The organism is Brevibacterium aurantiacum, assembly GCF_007558825.1.
In the GTDB taxonomy this organism is placed as follows: domain Bacteria; phylum Actinomycetota; class Actinomycetes; order Actinomycetales; family Brevibacteriaceae; genus Brevibacterium; species Brevibacterium aurantiacum_A.
Genome location: NZ_VLTK01000004.1, coordinates 357,057 through 377,690 on the forward strand (window position 1 = coordinate 357,057; position 20,634 = coordinate 377,690).

The 20,634-nt window shown below is 63.4% G+C and carries 14 protein-coding genes; 4 read left to right on the plus strand and 10 right to left on the minus strand.

Annotated features, from left to right (window positions below):
* Positions 1–342: 342 nt before the first annotated feature.
* Entirely contained in the window at positions 343–2,235 is a 1,893-nt protein-coding gene (locus FO013_RS09025; RefSeq protein ID WP_143922203.1) for a hypothetical protein, read from the plus strand.
* A 63-nt stretch (positions 2,236–2,298) separates the two neighbouring features.
* Here the strand turns inward: FO013_RS09025 and FO013_RS09030 are convergent, their stop codons facing one another.
* Genes FO013_RS09030 through FO013_RS09055 form a run of 6 tightly spaced genes read right to left on the minus strand, consistent with a single transcriptional unit; the run spans position 2,299 to position 8,738 of the window.
* Positions 2,299–3,114, minus strand: coding sequence for an HpcH/HpaI aldolase family protein (locus tag FO013_RS09030; protein WP_143922204.1), 816 nt, complete (start codon positions 3,112–3,114; stop codon positions 2,299–2,301).
* The gene (locus FO013_RS09035; protein ID WP_143922205.1) at positions 3,099–3,884 is read right to left on the minus strand and encodes a fumarylacetoacetate hydrolase family protein; all 786 of its coding nucleotides are present in this window, start codon (positions 3,882–3,884) and stop codon (positions 3,099–3,101) included. The genes FO013_RS09030 and FO013_RS09035 overlap by 16 nt, the downstream gene beginning before the upstream one ends.
* A gap of 12 nt (positions 3,885–3,896) precedes the next feature.
* Positions 3,897–5,009 (minus strand): 3,4-dihydroxyphenylacetate 2,3-dioxygenase, encoded by a 1,113-nt coding sequence (gene hpaD, locus FO013_RS09040; protein ID WP_143922206.1) that lies wholly within the window; start codon positions 5,007–5,009, stop codon positions 3,897–3,899.
* A gap of 11 nt (positions 5,010–5,020) precedes the next feature.
* Positions 5,021–6,526 (minus strand): 5-carboxymethyl-2-hydroxymuconate semialdehyde dehydrogenase, encoded by a 1,506-nt coding sequence (gene hpaE / locus FO013_RS09045; RefSeq protein WP_143922207.1) that lies wholly within the window; start codon positions 6,524–6,526, stop codon positions 5,021–5,023.
* Positions 6,523–7,260, minus strand: coding sequence for a GntR family transcriptional regulator (locus tag FO013_RS09050; protein ID WP_143922208.1), 738 nt, complete (start codon positions 7,258–7,260; stop codon positions 6,523–6,525). Before FO013_RS09050 ends, hpaE begins: the two co-directional genes overlap by 4 nt.
* Positions 7,257–8,738, minus strand: coding sequence for a fumarylacetoacetate hydrolase family protein (locus tag FO013_RS09055; protein ID WP_143922209.1), 1,482 nt, complete (start codon positions 8,736–8,738; stop codon positions 7,257–7,259). The genes FO013_RS09050 and FO013_RS09055 overlap by 4 nt, the downstream gene beginning before the upstream one ends.
* 172 nt (positions 8,739–8,910) lie before the next feature.
* Between FO013_RS09055 and FO013_RS09060 the strand changes: the two genes are divergently transcribed.
* Both FO013_RS09060 and FO013_RS09065 read left to right on the plus strand, forming a co-directional pair.
* Positions 8,911–10,254, plus strand: a complete 1,344-nt coding sequence (locus FO013_RS09060; RefSeq protein ID WP_186293028.1) for an MFS transporter — start codon at positions 8,911–8,913, stop codon at positions 10,252–10,254.
* A gap of 76 nt (positions 10,255–10,330) precedes the next feature.
* The gene (locus FO013_RS09065; RefSeq protein WP_143922210.1) at positions 10,331–12,232 is read left to right on the plus strand and encodes an FAD-binding monooxygenase; all 1,902 of its coding nucleotides are present in this window, start codon (positions 10,331–10,333) and stop codon (positions 12,230–12,232) included.
* Positions 12,233–12,408: 176 nt separating this feature from the next.
* Here FO013_RS09065 and FO013_RS09070 read toward each other — a convergent pair whose 3' ends face one another.
* The 4 genes from FO013_RS09070 to FO013_RS09085 form a co-directional block, all read right to left on the minus strand.
* Complete coding sequence (locus tag FO013_RS09070) at positions 12,409–12,927, minus strand: hypothetical protein (protein ID WP_143922211.1); 519 nt, start codon at positions 12,925–12,927, stop codon at positions 12,409–12,411.
* 62 nt (positions 12,928–12,989) lie between these two features.
* A complete protein-coding gene (locus FO013_RS09075; protein WP_143922212.1) occupies positions 12,990–14,669 on the minus strand; it encodes an HNH endonuclease in 1,680 nt (559 codons plus the stop codon).
* 53 nt (positions 14,670–14,722) lie between these two features.
* Positions 14,723–15,334, minus strand: coding sequence for a uridine kinase (gene udk, locus FO013_RS09080; protein ID WP_235352503.1), 612 nt, complete (start codon positions 15,332–15,334; stop codon positions 14,723–14,725).
* A 94-nt stretch (positions 15,335–15,428) separates the two neighbouring features.
* Positions 15,429–17,003: a transposase gene (locus FO013_RS09085; RefSeq protein ID WP_143922213.1), complete on the minus strand. Its 1,575-nt coding sequence runs from the start codon at positions 17,001–17,003 to the stop codon at positions 15,429–15,431.
* Positions 17,004–17,188: 185 nt separating this feature from the next.
* On the opposite strand from FO013_RS09085, the gene FO013_RS09090 reads away from it, so the two are divergent.
* A complete protein-coding gene (locus FO013_RS09090) occupies positions 17,189–20,623 on the plus strand; it encodes a bifunctional proline dehydrogenase/L-glutamate gamma-semialdehyde dehydrogenase (protein WP_222103593.1) in 3,435 nt (1,144 codons plus the stop codon).
* Positions 20,624–20,634: the final 11 nt, after the last annotated feature.

Sequence of the window (20,634 nt, forward strand, 5' to 3'; positions counted from 1 at the left end):
TTACGGTCCAATGCTGACGTCAGGCCCAAAACGGTGTTGCCGTACCGCAACAGTTGCTGACATTCGGTGGCCACTCAAGTTCGCTGCTATGTGGACGGATCACCATTCCCGGCACCACCTTGGCGAGGGACAGCAGCCATGAAATCGTGCGCTGCCCGTCCAATCTCAACGGCACCCATCGTGATCTGGAACGATGCGCATCCGGGGTCGTGTTTGCCTGTCCACACCCCCGCTGCGATCGCCGTCGACTCATGGTCGTTTTCCTGTGGACGGCGCCGAGTGAATTCACAGGCAGATTTACTGCTCTGGTCAGGCACGACTCGTCCATCGTGGAATCGGGGTATGACTACTCGCAGACGCTTCACTCTCCGCTCCGCTCTCTTCTTCTTGGTCCTGGCTCTGACAGCTCTCATCGGGCTCGGTCCGGCCATGGCCCAAGGGCCGCCCTCCTCGCTCGGGGAAGTGCCTATGCTCAAGGCCAGCGACACCTATGGTCCTGGCATCTGGCATCACGCACCGCAGGGCAAGACCTGGTACGGCTCCTACAGAACCTTCGATGACACGCAGGCGTACTGCATCGATGCCGGCAAGCAGTCGCCTCTGCCCAAGTACTTCACGACCTCGAAAGCGCAGAAGATCACCACCGCTCAGACCGCGTGGGCGCTGCACGAGTACTCCGGATCTGAATCGGCGGACGTGCAGGCGGCCTTGAGCGCATTGGCGCGTCTGGATGAGGCGATCCCGCATGATCACAAGGTTCCACCGCAGGAGCCGGGCGATCTGGGAAAGAAGTTCAAGGGTGCTGCCAAGCAGTTCTCAAAGATCAGCGCCGAGGCGAAGAAGCTCGCGGGCCCCTATACCCTCGATGTCAGCCTGACTCCCGTCGCGGCCATGCCGGTGCTCGAGCCGTACGGCAAACAGGGACCCGAGGGCGGTGACTTCGAACGAGTCGATGACGATCAGGACGACGATGCGGGACCCCAGTTCCCCACGACGGATACAGTCACGCTCTCGGTGTCCTTGACCAGCTCCTCCGGCACTGCCGTGCCAGGTATTCCCATCACTCTCGACATCGACGGAACCGAGGACGCACCGAAGTCCCTGACCAGCGAGGTGAAACCCGTTGTCACCACCCTCAGACTCAACGCTCCGGGCGCAGTCACGGCCAAGGCCTCAGCGAGTCTCGCTCCCGAGTCTGTCCTGCTCTACGAACCGCAGAAGACCAAACGTGTCCAACGCGTCATCACCCCTGACGAGCCTGTCGAGATCTCTGCTCAGGCGAAGGTCGACATGACCTCGCAGCCTCGTGTGTCCACCGACATCTCCGACCAGAGTCCACAGCCCGGCGATTCGATCACCGACAAGTTCACTGTCTCCGGCCTGGTCGGCGACCATACGGTGACCGTCGAACATGAACTGTGGAAGACGCAATCGGCACCCGAACCCGGGAAGAAGAACGACGACGCCGAAGTGATTGCTGAGGTGACGTCGAAGGGCATCGGCAACGGCACGCACCGTTCCGACGCAATCACAGTCCCGAAGGACTTCCACGGATGGATGTACTTCACCGAGACCATCACCGGCGACGAGTCCACCAGGGAATGGAAGGGCACCCACGGTCAGCCGCGGGAGACAGGCTTCGTTCCTTGGACCCCGAGTGCCGAGACGGAAGCGGTTCTTGAGGTCAACGCCGTCCACGACGAAGTCACGGTCAGCGGATTGCGGCCGGGCGGTGAAGCTGTGATCACGATGACGGCATATCACTCAGAGTCAGAGCCGCAGCAGTCGAAGGATGCTAGCGGTACGAAGCTCCATTCCCAGGACATCACAGTCGTCGGAGACCACGAGGGAAAGGCAACCGTGAGCTCAGAGGCTGTTGACATGCCCGTCGGGTGGGTGACCTATGTGACCACGATCCAGGGCAATGACGAGCACCAGAAGTGGACGAGCGACTGGGGCATCCCCGCTGAAACAGTGCACAGGCCGCCCGAAGAGACTCCGACGATGCCACCCGAGGAGCCCTCGACGCCACCTGCTCCTCCAGAATCGCCTGCGCCGCCAGCTGACCCACCGGCCGAACCTGTCGCTGACAAACCTGCGGCGCCAACCCCAACGGCACAACTCCCGCGGACGGGAACGACTGGCAACGGAATGCTCATCGGCGCCGGAATCTTCCTCATCGGTCTCGGAGCCACGGCGCTGCTCATCACCGGCAGCCGACGAAGCAAGGAGTAAGAAGGTAAGGAGAAAAAGCGGCGGCCCGGAGGACACACGTCCTTCGGGCCACCGCCACCCGGCTCAGCTCGACTGCTGCTGTTCAGCCGTTGGGTCGCGCACCCAGGTCTCGGCCCAGGCGCGAGCGCCGTTCATCATCAGTCCGACGTCGGCCCCGACGAGGACGAATGAAGCACCGGCGTCGAGGTATTTCCGTGCCTGTTCGGGATCGAAGGCGTTGACGCCGACGAGTTTGCCGGCCGCCTTGACCGCGTCGAAGGTCCGCAGCACCGCATCGGTGACATCGGGATGCGTCTGCTGCCCGAGCAGACCCATCGAAGCAGCAAGGTCAGAGGGCCCGACGAACACTGCATCGATTCCATCGACTGCAGCGATCTCCGCAGCGTTGTCCACCGCCGTTGCCGATTCGATCTGCACGGTCAGGGACACGAGTTCTTCGGCCCGCGCGAGGTAGTTCGGCACCGCGTTCCAGCGGGAGGCCCGCGCCAGTGCCGATCCCACCCCACGCACACCACGAGGTGGGTAGTACACGGAACGCACGGCCGCCTCGGCGTCGGCAGGGGTATCGATCATCGGCACGAGCAGGTTCTGCGCACCGAGGTCGAGGTACTGCTTGATGAGGACCTGGTCGTTCACGGGCACCCGCACGACGGGTGTCGCGGGGTATCCGTTCATGGCGCGCAGCAGAGCGGTCGTGGTTTCCAGGCCGATCGGCGAATGCTCGGCGTCGATGAGCACCCACTGCATCCCTGAGGCCGCGGCGATCTCTGCAGCTGCGGGCGAGCCGGAGCAGACCCACATTCCGGCCAGATACTCTCCTTCACCCAGCTCGGTCACGCGCTGGGTGAAGGTCTGCGGCAGCTCTACTCGAAACGACATGTGATGACTCCCAGATCTCCGTAGTCGGCGTGGACGGTGTCGCCCGGGCTGACCCACATAGGACGGGTGAAGGACCCAGCCAGGACTGTCTCGCCGGCCTGGAGGACATCGCCGTGTTCGGCTAGTTTGTTCGCCAGCCACACGATGCCGCGGGCCGGGTGGTCGAGGACGGCGGCTGCGAGGCCGGAGTCCTCAACCGACTCATTGCGGTACAGCAGCGCACCGACCCGGCGAAGATCAACCGCGTCGACAGCCACCGGATTGCCACCGAGAACCATAGCCCCCAACGCAGCATTGTCGGAGATCGTGTCGACGATGGTGCGGCCCTCCATCTCGATCCGCGAGGACAGCACCTCAAGCGCCGGAACCACGTATTCGGTGGCGCGCAGCACATCGAGGAGACTGATGTCTGGTCCGCGCAGCTCGTCCTTCAGCACGAAGGCGAGTTCGACCTCGACACGCACGCCCGAATACTGCGAGTGGTCGATGACCGAACCTGTGTCATAGACCTGGTCGGCGAAGATCGCACCGTAGTCGGGTTCGCTGATCCCCGTCGCCTGCTGCATCGGCTTCGAGGTCAGTCCGATCTTGTGACCGATCAGTCTGCGCCCGGATGCTTCACCGCGGCGACGCCATTCGTTCTGCACGGCGTAGGAGTCCTCGACGGTCATGTCGGGGTATTTGGTCGTGAGCAGACCGATCTTCGTCCGGTCCTTCTCCGCTTGCGCCAGATCGTCGGCGATTGCCGCGATCGTTGATTCATCGAGCATGTGCACGTCTCCTCAGAGCTGGTGGCCCAATTTGAACTCGTCTTCTCCGTCGTCAGCACCCGAATGCTCACCGAAGTTCGTCGTCGCGTCCTCACGGCGAGTGTAGGAGAATCCGTCGGCGCCGATCGTGACATCCATTTCGGAGTCGTCGGTGCGCTGAGTCAGCGACACCGGGTTGCCCTCGAGGTCGAGGACCGTGGAGGCGTCGGTGTACCAGGAGGGCACGACCGGGTTGCCCCACCAGTCACGACGCTGGTTGTCGTGGACGTCCCAAGTCACTCGGGGGTTGTCGGGGTCGCCGGTGTAGTAGTCCTGCGTGTAGATCTCGATCCGGTGACCGTCAGGGTCGCGCAGATAGAGGTAGAAGGCGTTCGAGACGCCGTGGCGGCCCGGTCCGCGCTCGATTGCGTCTGACAGCCGCAGCGCACCGAGCTTGTCGCAGATGGCGAGGATGTTGTGCTTCTCGTGCGTGGCGAACGCAACATGGTGCATGCGCGGTCCGTCACCGCCGGTCATCGCGGTGTCGTGCACGGTGGGCTTGCGCCGCATCCACGCAGCGAAGACAGTGCCCTCGGAGTCCTGAATGTCCTCGGTGACGCGGAATCCCAGGTTCTCCATGTAGTCCACAGCCTTCGGCACGTCCGGAGTCACCTGGTTGAAGTGGTCGATACGCACGAGTGCACCCGGAGAGTAGAGGTCGTAGCGCCAGGCCAGACGTTCGACGTGGTCGACCTCGTAGAAGAACTCGTAGGGGAACCCGAGGGGATCCTGGACGCGCACCGAATCACCGATGCCGGCGACGAATCCCTCCTTCTTCCGCACAACCGGGCAGCCGAGTTCGCGGTAGTACGCCTCGGCGGCGTCGACGTCTTCGGGGCTGCGCACGCGGTAGGAGAATGCGGCCACCGCGGCAACCGGGCCCTGGCGGAGGATCAGGTTGTGGTGGATGAACTCTTCCATGGACCGCAGGTAGACGGTGTTCTCGTCTTCCTCGGTGACCTGCAGATCGAGCACATCGACATAGAAGTCGCGCGACTTCTTCAGATCGGTGACGACGAGCTCCATGTAGGCGCACCGCAGAATGTCCGGGGCCGGAACTGTTGGGACTGGGATTGTTTGGGACATGTGGTTTCCTCTCACTGCTTCCCGAAGACTGGATTGTGGACCTCGCCGAGGTTGATGTGCACGGACTGCTGCTCCGTGTAGAAGTCAATCGACCGGTAGCCGCCCTCGTGGCCGAGGCCCGAAGCCTTGACGCCGCCGAAGGGGGTGCGAAGGTCGCGGACGTTGTTCGAGTTCAGCCACACCATTCCGGATTCGACGGCCTGCGAGAAGTTGTGCGCCCGCTTGAGGTCGGAGGTCCAGATGTAGGCGGCCAGACCGTACTTGGTGTTGTTGGCCAGCTGCAGCGCCTCCTCATCGGATTTGAAGGGTGTGATCGCTACTACGGGTCCGAAGATCTCCTCCTGGAAGATCCGAGCGTCCGGGTTGACATCGGCGAACACGGTCGGCTCGACGAAGTTGCCGGTGTCGAACCCTTCGGGGCGGCCGCCGCCGGCGACGAGGCGAGCTTCCTGCTTGCCGATTTCGACGTAGGACATGACCTTGTCGTAGTGCTCGGGGTGGACCAGTGCGGCCACCTCGGTGCTGGGATCCGACGGCAGGCCCACCTTCACACGCTTGGCCTGGGCTGCGTAGCGCTCGACGAACTCGTCATAGACGGACTCTTCGACGAGGATGCGCGAACCGGCGGTGCAGCGTTCGCCGTTGAGAGAGAAGACGCCGAAGACAGTGGCGTTGATCGCCGCGTCGAGGTCGGCATCGGCGAAGACGACGGCTGGTGACTTTCCGCCGAGCTCCATCGACAGGCCCTTGAGCCAGGGAGCGGCGTTGGCGAAGATCGTCTGCCCGGTAGTCGACTCACCGGTGAAGGAGATGAGCGGGACGTCGGGGTGCTTGACGAGGGAGTCTCCGGCGAAGCCCTCTTCGCCGAAGCCGTTGACCATATTGAACACGCCCTTGGGCAATCCGGCTTCTTCGAAGATGCCCGGCCACAGCGAGGCCGACAGCGGGGTGAATTCCGCAGGCTTGAGCACGACGGCGTTGCCGGTCGCGATGGCAGGAGCCAACTTCCAGGATTCGAGCATGAACGGCGTGTTCCACGGGGTGATGAGCCCGGCGACGCCGATGGGTTTGCGGTTGACGTAGTTGGCCTGGCGTCCAGGAACTTTGAAGGCGTCATCGACTTGAGCGACGATGAGATCGGCGAAGAAGCGGAAGTTCTCCGCGGCGCGGTTGGCCTGGCCCTTGGCCTGGGTGATCGGCAGACCGGAGTCGAAGGACTCCATCTCGGCGAGTTCCTGGCTGCGGGTCTCTGCGATATCGGCGATCTTGTTGAGCACGCGGGCACGCTCACGTGGGAGCATCGAGGGCCACGGGCCCTCGTCGAAGGCCTGCTTCGCCGAGGCGACGGCTGCGTCGATGTCGGCCTTCTTGCCTGATGCGGCCTTGATGTAGGGCTCGTTGGTCACCGGATTGATGACGTCGAATTCCTCGCCGTCGATCGAATCGACGAACTCGCCGTTGATGTAGTGACGGATCTTCTCCGGCAGGTTCGCGGGAGTTGCAGTGGACTCGGTCATGACTTGTCCTCTTCTCTGTCGATGATTCCTGTGCTTGCAGGGGTATCGGGGGCTTTGGCTTGGGCTTCCTGGTAGCTGGCGAGGGTCGTTGAGCGGTGATTCCTCACGACTCGCTCGATCTCCTCCGCCGAGGCGCGGGCCCGGATGAGTGCGACGATCCTGGCATGCTCGTCGACCGAACCCCGTGCCCGTTCGGGCACGAAGGAGAAGGTCGAGTTCCGCAGGTGCGCCAGACGGTCCCATTCGACGGCGACCAGGGTGTGCAGCCGTTCGTTCGGGCACCGTCGAAACAGTGCCGCATGGAATTCGTGGTTGAGGCGGGTGAACTCGGTGGGATCGAAGTCGGCGAGCAGGTCACGCATGCGCTCATTGATCGCATCCGCCTCGGCGAGATCGTGCTCGTCCAGGAATTCAAGAGCCTGCGCGGTCGCGGCTCCCTCGAGGATCGCCACGGCCTCCATCGACTGAGCGTACGAGCTCTGGTCGACCATGGCGACCCGGGCTCCGACATTGCGTTCGAACGTCACGAGCCCATCGGCCTCGAGGCGACGGATGGCCTCCCTGACCGGAACGACGGAGGTATCGAGCTCGAGAGCGATCTGAGCCAGCACCAGTTTGTGCCCGGGTTCGAAGGTCTGGTCCGCGATGCACTTTCGGATCCAGCGGTAGGCCGTCTCCGCTTTGCTCAGTGAGCTCGGCTCCGCCGTTGCGTCGACGGCGTCAGCGGTTGTCATCGTGAGGCTTTCCAGGCTTCGAACTTCTCTTTCCATTCGCCCTTGGGTGGGAACAGCGACTCGATCGGGTTGCCGGCGGCCACCTGCTCGGCCACCCATCCGTCTTCGATCTCCTTCGTCAGCGCCGCATCGACGACTTCCTCAACGAGATCGCGTGGGATGACGATGACTCCGTCGTCGTCTCCGACGATCACGTCGCCGGGAAGCACTGTGGCGTTTCCGCAGGCCACGGCCACGTCGGATTCCCACGGGACGTGCTTGCGGCCGAGTACGGCGGGGTTCTTCGACGTTGAGAACACGGGGAGGATCCCGGCTACCTCGGCGGAGTCACGGACTCCCCCGTCGGTGATGACGCCTGTCGCGCCCTGAGCCTTGGCCCGCAGCGCGAGCACGTCGCCGAGGGTTCCCGAGCCGGACTCGCCGCGTGCTTCGATGACGACGACCTCGCCGGACTGCAGAGAGTCGAAGGCCCGCTTCTGGGCGTTGTATCCGCCGCCGTGTGATTTGAACAGGTCCTCGCGGTTGGGTACGAAGCGCAGCGTCTTCGCGGTGCCCACGACCTTGTCGCCAGGCACGAGCGGGGAGACGCCTTCGATGATGACGTTGTTGAGTCCGCGTGCACGCAGTTGCGCGGAGAGACCAGCGGTCGGAGCCTCGATGAGCTTGGCGCGCAGGTCCTCACTCAGCGGACCGGTGGACGTTTCCTCCGGTGACAGACCGGCCTCCTCACGTGATCCCCAGGCGTCGGCCTGCAGTGCTTCGGTCACGGCGGGGGTGCTGCCGAGGTTCGGGTCGAATGCGCCCGGTCCTTCGACGACATTGGTGATGAGGCGACCCGAGCTGAGTTCTGATCCGGTGCTCGCCGAGGTGGTCGTGACTTCGACCTCGACCGTGTCCCCGGGTGCTACAACAGTTGATCCTGCGGGAGTTCCGGTGAGGATGACGTCACCGGGCTCCAGGGTCAAGTGCTGGCTGAGATCGGCGATGATCTGGGTCAGGGGGAAGATCAGCTGTGCGGCACTCGTATCGTCGTCCTGCTTGACCTCGCCGTTGACCCAGGTGCGGATGCGCAGCGACTGGGGGTCAACCTCTACGGCGGGAATGATGTTGGGACCCACTGGCGTGTAGCCGTCGCGGCTCTTCGACCGCAGATTCGAGCCCTTGTCGGGAGATTTGATGTCGTAGAGGCCGAAGTCGTTGGACGCGGTCACTCCCTCGACGAAAGTCCAGGCCTCATCGGGGCTGACGGATCGGGCCGCAGTGCCGATGATGACCGCGATCTCGCCTTCGAAGGCGAGCAGCGATGTTCCGGCGGGACGCTCGATCGCCTCACCCGATGCGGCCAGGGAACTGGTGGCCTTGAGGAAGTAGGACGGTTGGGACGGCCGTTTTCCGCGCTGGGCGGAGCGTGACTCGTACGCCACGTGGACGGCAATGATCTTGCCCGGTCGGACTGGGACACCAGCTGGAGTCGACATCGATCTCGCACCTCATTTCGATTGGCTTTCATCCAGATCGTATATGATACGGTTCCGGAGGACAAGTAGTCCGCGTCACATGATTGAGGTCACGTCAGCCTTCAGATAGCTGCGATCTCCTACTCATGGGACAGCGGCACCAACGCAGGAGTCTCAATGCGACACAGGAGTCATGGTGAGTAAAAAGCACACCCAAGGTCGGGTGGCATTCGCGACCGTCGTCGGTACCAGCATCGAGTGGTACGACTACTTCCTCTATGCGGCTGCCTCTGGGCTGATCTTCAACCAGCTGTTCTTCGGCCCGCTGGGTTCGACGCTGTCGACCATGGTCGCCTTCGCCACCGTCGGCATCAGCTTCCTGTTCCGACCTCTGGGTGCCTTCCTGGCCGGACACTACGGCGACAAGCTGGGGCGACGGGTCGTTCTCATCATCACACTCATCGCCATGGGTGCCGCCACCGCTCTGATCGGCTTCCTGCCGACCTACGATTCGATCGGAATCGCAGCACCCATCCTCCTCATCGTCCTGCGCATCGTCCAGGGCATCTCAGCCGGCGGCGAGTGGGGCGGAGCGGTTCTTCTGGCCGTCGAGCACGCGGAGCCCGAGCATCGCGGGCTGCGCGGATCCTTCCCGCAGATCGGCGTCTCCATCGGACTCATCCTCTCCTCGGGCGTGCTCGCGCTCATGACCACGATCGCACCCGGAGAGGCCTTCCTCGAGTGGGGCTGGCGGGTGCCGTTCTTCCTCTCGATCCTGCTCGTCGCCGTGGGCTACTGGATCCGCCGCGGGGTCGAAGAGTCCCCGGTCTTCCACGAGATCGCCGAGCGCAAGGAGCAGGTGACCAACCCTCTGGGTAAACTGTTCAAGAGCCACTGGCTTCTCGTCATCCTGGCCTCGCTGCTCTTCGTCGGCAATAATGCCGCCGGCTACATGACCACCGGCGGCTACATCCAGAACTACGCCACAGACCCAACCGGACCGGTCGGGCTCGATCGCGGTCCCGTACTCTGGGCGGTCTCCGCCTCGGCGGTGTCATGGCTGATCTTCACGATCATCGCCGGCTCCGTCTCCGACAAGATCGGTCGCAGGAACACCTATCTGCTGGGCTGGATGCTGCTGCTGATCGGCATCTTCTCACTCTTCCCACTGGTCAACACCGGCAGCATCTGGATGCTCTTCCTGGGGCTGATCATCCTCACCGTCGGGCTCGGATTCACCTACGGGCAGCAACCGGCGATGTATGCCGAGATCTTCCCCTCCAGCGTGCGATTCTCCGGTGTCTCGGTCTCCTATGCGATCGGGTCGATCCTGGGCGGAGCCTTTGCTCCCACGATCGCAAAGGCACTGGTGGCGTCCACCGGCACAACCACCTCGGTGGCCATCTACCTGGCCATCATCACGCTCATATCTCTGGCCGCAACCTTGGCCCTGCGTGACCGTTCGCGCATCCCGCTGGGCCCCGACCACGAGGAGGAGCAGTCAGTGAGCCCGATCATAGGCATTGGCTCAAGATGACCTGAGTAACACAAGATCGTATATGAACTGCTAATATTGGAAAGTCACGAAGACGTGTGATGAACCGGAGGTTGACATGCATTTTCACCAGCACGGCTATGTGTCCGCAGACCCGCGGATCGAAGCTGCAGCAGGTTACGGAATCGATCGTCCACAGGACCTGCCCGATGAGGTCGATGTCCTCATCGTCGGCAGCGGCCCGGCGGGCATGGTCGCGGCGGCACAGCTGTCTCAGTATCCCGAGGTCAACACCCGGATGATCGAGAAGCGGGACTCACGACTGGTCATCGGTCAGGCCGATGGCATCCAGGCCCGATCGGTCGAGACGTTCCAGGCGTTCGGATTCGCCGAGGAGATCATCCGCGAGGGCTATCACATCATCGACATGTCCTTCTGGAACCCGGACCCGGAGAACCCCGAGCACATCATCCGCACGGGACGGCCGAAGGACGATGAGACCGGAATCAGCGAGTTCCCCCACCTCATCGTCAACCAGGCTCGCGTCCTCGACTACTTCGCTCAGTTCGCCAAGCAGTCCCCTGGACGCGTCGAGCCCGACTACGGCATCGAGTTCGTCGATCTGGCGGTCGACGGCGACACCGGTTCCGATCACCCGGTGACAGTGACCGTTCGCTATACCGCGGGAGCGCGCGCAGGCGAAGAGCGCACGATCCGCGCTGGTTATGTCGTCGGCTGCGACGGAGCCCGCTCGGGCGTACGCAGGTCGATCGGTCGCACGATGACCGGCGACCAGGCCAATCATGCCTGGGGCGTCATGGACGTGCTGGCCAACTCCGACTTCCCCGATATCCGCAATAAGTGCGCCATCTCCTCCAAACATGGCAACATCCTTCACATCCCCCGCGAGGGCGGGCACCTGTTCCGCATGTACGTCGACCTCGGCGAGGTCCCAGAGGACGATGCACGTAAGGTGCGGCAGACGAGCGTCGACGAGATCATCGATCGTGCGAACGCCATCATCAAGCCCTACAGCATCGACGTGAAGAACGTCGCCTGGCACAGTGTCTATGAGGTCGGGCACCGGCTCACCGATGCCTTCGACGACACCGACGACACGACTCCCGGATCACCGTGTCCACGCGTGTTCATCACCGGCGACGCCTGTCACACACACTCGGCGAAGGCCGGTCAGGGCATGAACGTGTCGATGCAGGACGGGTTCAACATCTCGTGGAAGCTCGGCCAAGTGCTGTCCGGACGATCCTCACAGGAGCTGCTGCGGACCTATTCCGCCGAGCGTCAGGTCACGGCGAAGAACCTCATCGACTTCGACAAGGAATGGTCGACGCTGATGGCCACTCCGCAGGAGGAGCTGCCGGACGAGACCTATCTGCAGGACTTCTATGTCAAGACCGCTGAGTTCCCGGCCGGGTTCATGACCGAATACACCGAGTCGATGATCACCGCGTCCACCGCGCACCAGGAGCTGGCCACCGGCTTCCCCGTGGGCAAGAGGTTCAAGTCTGCTCGGGTCCAGCGCAACTGCGACGCCAACTACGTCCACCTCGGGCACAGGGCACGGGCCGACGGCCGCTGGCGCGTCTATGTCTTCGCCGATGCGCCGGCACCGGGTAACAGCGCTTCGTCCAAGGTCACCCAGTTGGGCGACTGGCTCAGTGCCGACCCTGCCTCGCCGTTGGTCAAGTACCGTCGTGCAGGTGAGGACCTCGACAGCCTCCTCGAGCTCAGCGTCATCTACCAGCAGGGACACACCGAGTTCTCCTTCCCCGATGTGCCGACGGTCTTCCGTCCGCATGTGGGCGAGTTCGACCTTGAGTATGTGGAAAAGATCTACGCGACGCTGGCCGATGAGGACATCTTCGACGTGCGCGGCATCAGCCGTGACGGCGCCGTGGTCGTGGTCCGTCCCGATCAGTACGTCTCGGGCATCTTCCCGTTGGATGCCCACGACGAGATGGCCGGCTTCTTCGACGGAGTGTTCGTCTCCGAACAGTGACGTGTCGGATCCAGTGACGTGTCGGATCCAGTGACGCCGGCGTCTCTGCAGTGTGGGCATACCTCACCTGAAGAGGCGTCGGCGTTGTCGTTGGGCGAAGAGTCCGCTGATTCCAGCTGCGAGACACTGCCCATGTGGTCGCTGGCGTGGACGCCTCATTGCGGTCTTGCGTTCAATCACGGCTGTCGCCTCGGACGAGATCTTCCAGCAGACGATCCGGCGCTGCCCGCTGCACCAAGCGCCAAAGCTCCCACCAAGCATATGAAGAACCCGAAGTCAGGGAGTGCGACTTCCATGCCTCCTGTCGGCATTCCATCAGCAGTCTGACCGTCCCACAGCAGAGACGGCGGGTTGAGAGCGGCGAAGACGAGAACGATGATGAGGAGTGCGGCGATGACCATCGCTGCACCGGACCACCAGCGCGAGACTCCGAAGACCAGAGGCAGAATCGAGAAGACGACCACCAACAGCCAGGCCGCGAAGAATCCGGGAACAGCAGTCTCCTGATCAAACGGTGTCTCCCCCAGCGACGTGATCCTGATCCTCGGCCCGTCATCGTTTCCGCTGTCGAGGACGGGCACGAAGATCGTGGCCACCCACGCAACGACAGTTGCCAGAGGCAGGAGAGTCGCAATCCGGTGGAGGCGCATTGTTCGGTCGGAGGGTCCGTGGGAGCTACCATCGTCAACATTCATACTCAGAATCCTGCGGCGGATCGTGGTGTCAGCCGTGTCGGATTTGTTGCAGTCTCAGCACGTCACCCGATGTCGAGCATCCCCGAACGCAGAGCCTCCTCAATTGTGCTTCCCGTCGTAGCCTCTGGCACACGCCGCCGTCCAGACGACCGAGATCGACCAGGCCCAAGGGACCGGGGACGGTATCTCCGACTCCCTGCCGGCGGAAGACGCAGAGGGTCGACCGCCTCGGCGATCTCGACCACCTCGGCGATTTCGCACTCGATGCTCTCTCCTGCCGGCGCCGCTTCCACGAACTTTCTGGCCTCCGAGGCCGAGATCGGGAGGAACGTCAGCTCCACCTCGCGCCCGCCGACCTCGCCCGACTCCGACTCAGCCTCAGGCGGGTCTCTCTGCGGTTCGAGCAGCCCGGCGAGTTGCAGCCGCCAATCGTCCGCGGCGTTCGCATCCGGTGGTGCTGTACCGGGTCGTGGGTATCTCATTCGTCTGACGAACGGAGGTGTTGCCGCTTCGTAGTCGAGGCCGCTCGGTGTGGTGACCTTCAGACCCAGAGCCGTGGCCTCGTGCTTCCACCCCGGGTGTTCCTTGGCATAGTTGCAGGCTGCGCACAGTCCCGAGCCGTTCTCCCACGAGGTCGCTCCCCCGGATGCATATCTCTCGGCGTGATCGGCATGCTTGATCCTGGCATCGCACCACGGCGTCCGGCACACGTCATCGCGGTAGACGACCATCTGCCTGAGCAATCCGGTGAAGGACCTCGAGCCTGATTCCATGCCCACCAGCTGGCCATCGGTGACCTGAGTGAACATGCGCCGGATGAAGACCTCCGCCTCATTGGCGGCGATGAAGCTTCGGGCCGTCTTGGCAGGCAAGGGGCCGAATCCGGGCAGCCACGCGGGAACCATGCCGTCGGAGAACAGGGATTCCGCCTCGATGACCAGGTGGACTTCGGTGGGAACTGCCTCGGCGCCTGCCTGACCGGTGAGCCGCTCGACGAAGGTGTCGGCCATGAGCTGATTGTGCCTGCGCCCCATTGCCGTCCCGGCCGCCAGGGCTGAATCTGTCGCCTCTCGCAGTCCTTCATAGACCGCGACTGCCTGTTGGACGGGCAGAATCGCAGAGACACGTCCCATCCCGTCGTCGAGCGGGGTCATCGTCACCCGCCGATTGGCTGTTGCCCTCTTCACCCGTTCGGCAGCGGCTTCGTCGTCCATCTCTTCTGCCAGGGCTCGCGCTTCGGTCCGCAGACTCCGCAGACCCGATGGCCCCATACTCGATTTCATTCGAGTGTCGACCTTGCGTCGGTCGGCGGAAGCCAGGCATGCGGTCTCGTCGACCATGATGCGTGCCTTGTCCTCGGAGATCTCACCTGCGGACAGTGCCTTGAATGTGTTTGGCAATTCGCCGACTATTGCCCGCGAAGCGGAGAGGAACTTCCGGCCGCTGCCGGGGGAGACTCTCTTCGCCAAGGCGATCTCCGTCGCGGCGTGCATACCGCAGTCGCGGTCCGGGACCTGGTTGAGCGCATCTCGACGCCGACGCAGCACCTCGAAGGCCACGGCTTCGGACGACTGCACGGAAGCAATCGTCGCTTTGAGGGACTCAAGTGCGCCGATCCGAGCGAGCGCTGCGGACTCGCTCACCGCAGACGAGGCGCCACGCAGCATGGAAGCGAAGCGGTCGATCTCGGCGATGAGATCATGATCCGCCGGTGGAGTCTCCGGAACGATGGTCGCGTCCATGTCATTACACTACGAGTCGCTACTGACACGAGATCTCTCGACCGATCGGGATACTAGCCGACGTCCCTCTGAATTCGATTGAGCACCATGTCCATGGCCACGATGTTGTGCCCGCCATCAGGGATGATGATATCCGCGTTGCGCTTCGAGGGCTCGACGTAGAGTTCATGCATCGGCTTCACGGTTCCCAGATACTGGTCCTCGACCGACTGCAGGGTTCGGCCTCGTTCGACGACATCGCGCTTGATCCGTCGCAGCAGACGAACATCGGCGTCCGTGTCAACGAAGAGCTTGATGTCCAGCAGTTCGCAGATCCGGGGTTCTGCGAAGATGAGGATCCCCTCGACGATGATCACCGGCGATGGTTCGACCAATGTCGTGCGATCGCTGCGATTGTGGATCGAGAAGTCATAGACCGGACTCTCCACCGACTGCGAAGACCGCAGAGCGCGCAGGTGTTCGACGAAGAGGTCGTTGTCGAAGGCGTCGAGGTCGTCGTAGTTGACCTTCTCCCGTTCTTCGTACGTCAGTTCGTCTCGCCGCCGATAGTAGTTGTCGTGAAACAGCACCGAGGGCGGTCCCGCGCACTTGTCCAGCAGCGCCTGGGTCAAGGTCGTCTTTCCGCTGCCGGTGCCGCCGGCCACGCCTACAATCAAGGTCTCCACGGTTCAACTATCCCTTTCGGCTGTGCGGACTCAAGCACTGACTTTCCCCAAATTTATACCAGTCACCCTCGCCGAGGTTGTCCGGCGGGGCCGTTCAACGCCGCCGGGTGAGCTGTGCCCAGAGGTCCTGGTCGAACCTGCGGCGAGCAAAAAGTCCGGCCATGTGCCTGACCGCGTTGTCGACCTTGCCCCGCCAGGCACTCACAGCGGTGTCGGCATCCCCCAGCGACAGCGCCTTGAAGATGGCACGGTCATCGATGAGGATGCGATCGCTGGCCGGTGAGTAGTCGAGCTGCAGGACAGAGATGAACAGACGCAGACGCAGCGTCAGGGCTTCGAAGGCGCGAGTGCTCTGCCGCAGTCCGGAGGCTCGGGCCAGTTCCTGCTGGAAGTGGAGGTCGGCGTCCTCGACGTCGATGCCGCTCTTCGTCGCCGCCGACGCCTCCACCTGCCGCAGCGCCAGCTGCACCGGTACGAAGTAGCGCTTCGGCCGAAGCGCCAGAGACCGCAGCAGAACCTCCCCCACCGCCATACGCCCGGCATAGAGGTCGAGAACGTCGAGGGTGGTGATCAGAGGAATTCTCGAGCCACCACGTGAGCCGTCAAGCAGCTTGTCATCGACCATGCGCCGGAGCGCTGCATCCACCGAGGATCGGGGCACCTGCATACGGCGTGACAGGAGGCGCGGGTTGATTCTGTCTCCGGGTTCATAACCGGAGTCGATGATCTCCTCACGCAGCGCGATCGCCAGATGCTCGGTGATGGATCGCGTCTCCTGCGGCAGCCACGAAGAGATCTCCATTGAGTCAGAAATAATGGAACTTCTCCGAGCGTCTGCTTGACTCGACTGCCGCCACATCACGCCTTCGAAACCATGCCGTACGCGAACGGCGAGCATATCGAGCAGAGACCCGGGAATATCGCGGCAGGCCGCGAGGGCAGATTTCGCATCTTCGAGAAACTCTGCGAACTCACGATAGACCGCGATATTCGCGCTCTCGGCCAGTTCACTCCCGCTTGAGGAGCTCGTCTCGCCGAAGGGATCGAAGACGACGAAGCGCTCGCGGTCGCCCCCTGCCCGAAGCAGCTCGAGCATCGCCGCCGCATCGGTCTGGCGATGCTCACTGTCGAATCGCTGCGGCCAGTGTTGGACACCTGCCGAACGCAGACCGGCCACGATGCCGGCGATGCGGCGCTGAACCCGCCGCGCCGAGACCGCGCTCGCACCTCCACCTCGTTCAGCACCTTCACCAGCAGTGTCATCGCCACCTCGTTGATCGGCAACGCGAATGCCGATGATGAACAGGGGGAATCCTCCGGCGACGACAGTGATCTCATCGCCGCCTCGCACCTGATCCCTCGGCTCTGTCATCCCCCTCATCGCGCGGGACACGATGCTCTGGCTCAGGCCGGTGGCATCGGCCAGCGCCCGGGTCGAATAGTCCTTCCCCGAGATCCTCGCCCCTGCGGTGCTCACCAGAGCTTCCACCACCTGATCGGCCGTGCTCTGGATCTGCGGACGGCCACTTCGGGGACGATCCTCGAGATCGGATCTCACCATCCACCGACGCAGACTCGACGGTGAGACGCCCAGCTCAGCTGCCACCTCGGCGATGGAGGACGAGGCTGTCCTGGCAACGGCGTCACGACGCATTTCTGAGGAATACATCACGCCATTCTATTACTTCTGACTCAACCATGTCTGCGATTGGTCACAAGCTCTTCACCCCGTATTCTCTCCGGCGCATACTGTTCTCAACGATCCCGTCAACGGTCAACGGCGACGCGGGAACTGCTGGTACAGACCCCAGCCAGACTCATCCAGAGTTCGTCCAACAGAAAAGGAACGAGCAGTTGTTGCACACAGACTCCGATCTCGATCAGCTCACCAGTCGCTCCATCGACACCGTCCGCAAATGGCTGCGGGTGGCAACGAGCAAGACCACGGCGAAGAACCCTGCTGCCGAACGCCTCTCCGCAGTGCTCTCCGACCCCAACGGCCTCGACTTCACCGTCGGATTCGTCGATCGGGTCGTGCGCACCGACGATGTGCACGCCGCCGCCGATGCACTGGCCGAGGTCGGCAAGCTCGCGCCCGAGACGATGTCTGCCCTTGACCGCGCCCAGATCAAGACCGGTGCCGCTCTGGCTCGGGTACTGCCGCAGGTCGTCGTTCCGGCAGCCCGCACACGCCTGCGTCAGATGGTCGGGCACATGGTCGTCGATGCTCGCGACAAGCAGTTCGGCAAGGCTGTGGCCGCACTGACCGCGGACGGTCACCGGCTCAACATCAACCTCCTCGGCGAGGCTGTCCTCGGTGATGGCGAAGCCGATCACCACCTCGAGGAGACCCACCGGCTCCTGGCCCGTGAAGACGTCGACTACGTCTCCGTCAAGGTCTCCTCTGTCGCTTCTCAGATCTCCATGTGGGCCTTCGACGAGACCGTCGACTACGTGGTCGAACGCCTGCGACCGCTCTACCAGCAGGCAGCGAAGGCACCGACCGGATCCAAGTTCGTCAACCTGGATATGGAGGAGTACCGGGACCTCGAGCTCACGATCGCGGTCTTCACCCGCCTGCTCGCCGAACCCGAGTTCAAGAACCTCGAGGCCGGAATCGTCATCCAGGGCTACCAGCCCGATGCGCTGGGTGCCGTGCAGCGTCTGAGCGAATTCGCCAATGAACGAGTCGCTGACGGCGGGGTCGGCATCAAGGTTCGCCTCGTCAAGGGCGCGAACTTGGCGATGGAGACCGTCCACGCGGAGATCGCCGGCTGGCCAGCGACGACTTGCGACTCGAAGCAGTCCACCGACGCGAACTACAAGCGCGTCCTCCATTGGCTCTTCACTCCCGAGCGGATGAAGGGGCTGCGCATCGGCGTGGCAGGTCACAACCTCTTCGACATCGCCTTCGCCCACCATCTGTCGCTCGATCGCGAGGTTACCGACCGCGTGGAATTCGAGATGCTGCAGGGCATGGCCTCGGAACAGGCCGCCGCGGTGACCGAGGACGTCGGAGACCTCCTCCTCTATGTCCCTGCTGTGCATCCGAAGGAATTCGACGTCGCAATCTCCTACCTCGTGCGCAGGCTCGAGGAGAACTCTTCTCACGAGAACTTCATGTCAGGCATCTTCGACCTGGCCAACGGAAACGAGGTCTTCGTCCGGGAGGCCGACCGCTTCCAGGAGTCCGTCAAACAGCTCGAGGAGATCCTCGCTGCCGATGGCGAGACTGCGCCCAGTCCGAACCGAATCCAAGATCGCTCGACCGAACGCGACGTTTCCGGGGCTGTCCCGACCGAGTTCTTCAATGAACCGGATACCGATCCCTCGCTGCCGGCGAACCAGAAGTGGGCCAAGGAGATCATCGCCGAGGCGACCACCCCCGGATATCTCGACGACCGCCCGAAGACGCCGAAGATCGACTCGGCCGCGAAGCTCGATGAGATGATCGCCGATGGCCGCGAGGCTGCCAAGGCCTGGCGTGCACTGGGTGCCGCCGGTCGTGGAGAGATCCTCCACCGGGCCGCCGAAGTGGTCGCCGCCCGCCGTGGTGAGTTCATCGCCGTCGAGGCCGCCGAGGTCGGGAAGATGCCGTCCCAGTCCGATCCGGAGATCTCCGAAGCCATCGACTTCATCCGCTACTACGCGCTCAACGCCGCAGAGCTGGACAGCCTCGATGGAGCGAACTTCGTCCCTGACGAGATGGTCGTCGTGACTCCGCCGTGGAACTTCCCCATCGCCATTCCCACCGGCGGCACCGTGGCTGCATTGGCGGCCGGTTCGGCCGTCATCCACAAACCGTCGAAGCCCACACCGCACTGTTCGGCCCTCATCATCGACTGCCTGTGGGAAGCCGGCGTCCCGAAGGACGTGCTGCAGCTGTGCACACCGTCGGACCGAGATCTCAGCCGTCACCTCGTCGCCCACCCGGATGTCGACCGTGTCATCCTCACCGGTGCCTCCGAAACGGCAGCCCTGTTCAAGTCCTTCCGGCCCGACCTGCACGTCAATGCGGAGACCTCGGGCAAGAACGCACTGCTCATCACTCCGGCGGCTGACCGCGATCTGGCCGTGGCGGATCTCGTGTATTCCGCCTTCGGCCATGCCGGTCAGAAGTGCTCCGCCGCCTCGTTGGGCATCATGGTCGGCTCGACCTACGACTCCGAGCGCTACCGCAAGCAGCTCATCGATGCAGCTTCCTCGATGGTCGTCGACTGGCCGGCGAACATGTCGGCGACGATGGGACCGCTGACCGAGGATCCCTCCGACAAGCTCGAACGAGCCCTGACCTCCCTCGAACCGGGTGAGTCATGGCTGCTCGAGCCCAAGCAGCTCGATGACACGGGTCGGCTGTGGAGCCCGGGAATCAAGGACGGCGTCAAGCCGGGATCCTTCTTCCACCTCACCGAGGTGTTCGGTCCGGTGCTCGGTCTCATGCACGCCCGCGACCTCGACGAAGCCATCGAGTTCCAGAATGATGTGGACTTCGGCCTCACCGGCGGCATCCACTCCCTCGACCCCGAGGAGGTGCGCACCTGGCTCGACCGTGTGCAGGTCGGCAACGCCTACGTCAACCGCGGCATCACCGGCGCGATCGTGCGGCGCCAGTCCTTCGGCGGCTGGAAGCAGTCCTCCGTCGGGCTCGGTTCGAAGGCCGGTGGCCCGAACTACCTCATGCTCTTCGGCCACTACTCCGACGATCCCTCCACTCTGCCGGGTGCCACTGACGCAAGCCAGAACCTCGAGCTGGCCAAGGCTGACGATGAGCGTTGGCTGGCACGCGAATTTGGAGCGGCGAAGGATCACACGGGCCTGCAGTCAGAGGCCAACATCTTCCGCTACCGGCCCCGCCCGGTCACACTGCGAGTGACCGCGACGTCGTCGCTGTTCGATCTGGAGAGGTCATTGCACGCAGCGAAGTGCGTCGGGTCGACCGTGCAGCTGTCCGTCGCCGAGGAGGTGGCCTCCGAGGTGAAGATCGCCGCTACGAACGCGGGTGTCGCAGCTCGGACCGAGTCCGCAGCGACGTTCGCGAACATGGTCGGCGAAGGACGCTACGACGACTCCGTCGGTGCCCGCATCCGCGTGCTCGGACCACAGGAACCTGAGCTGCTGGCTGCCACAGCACCACGCCCGGAGGTTGCGGTCATCGACGAGCCTGTGACCTCCTCGGCGCGGGTGGAGATGCGGTACTACGTGCAGGAGCAGGCAGTGTCGATGACCCTGCACCGCTTCGGTAATCCCAGCCGTGACTTCCACGAGCTGGCGGCCGAGCTCAAGGCCTGAGCCACTCGGGT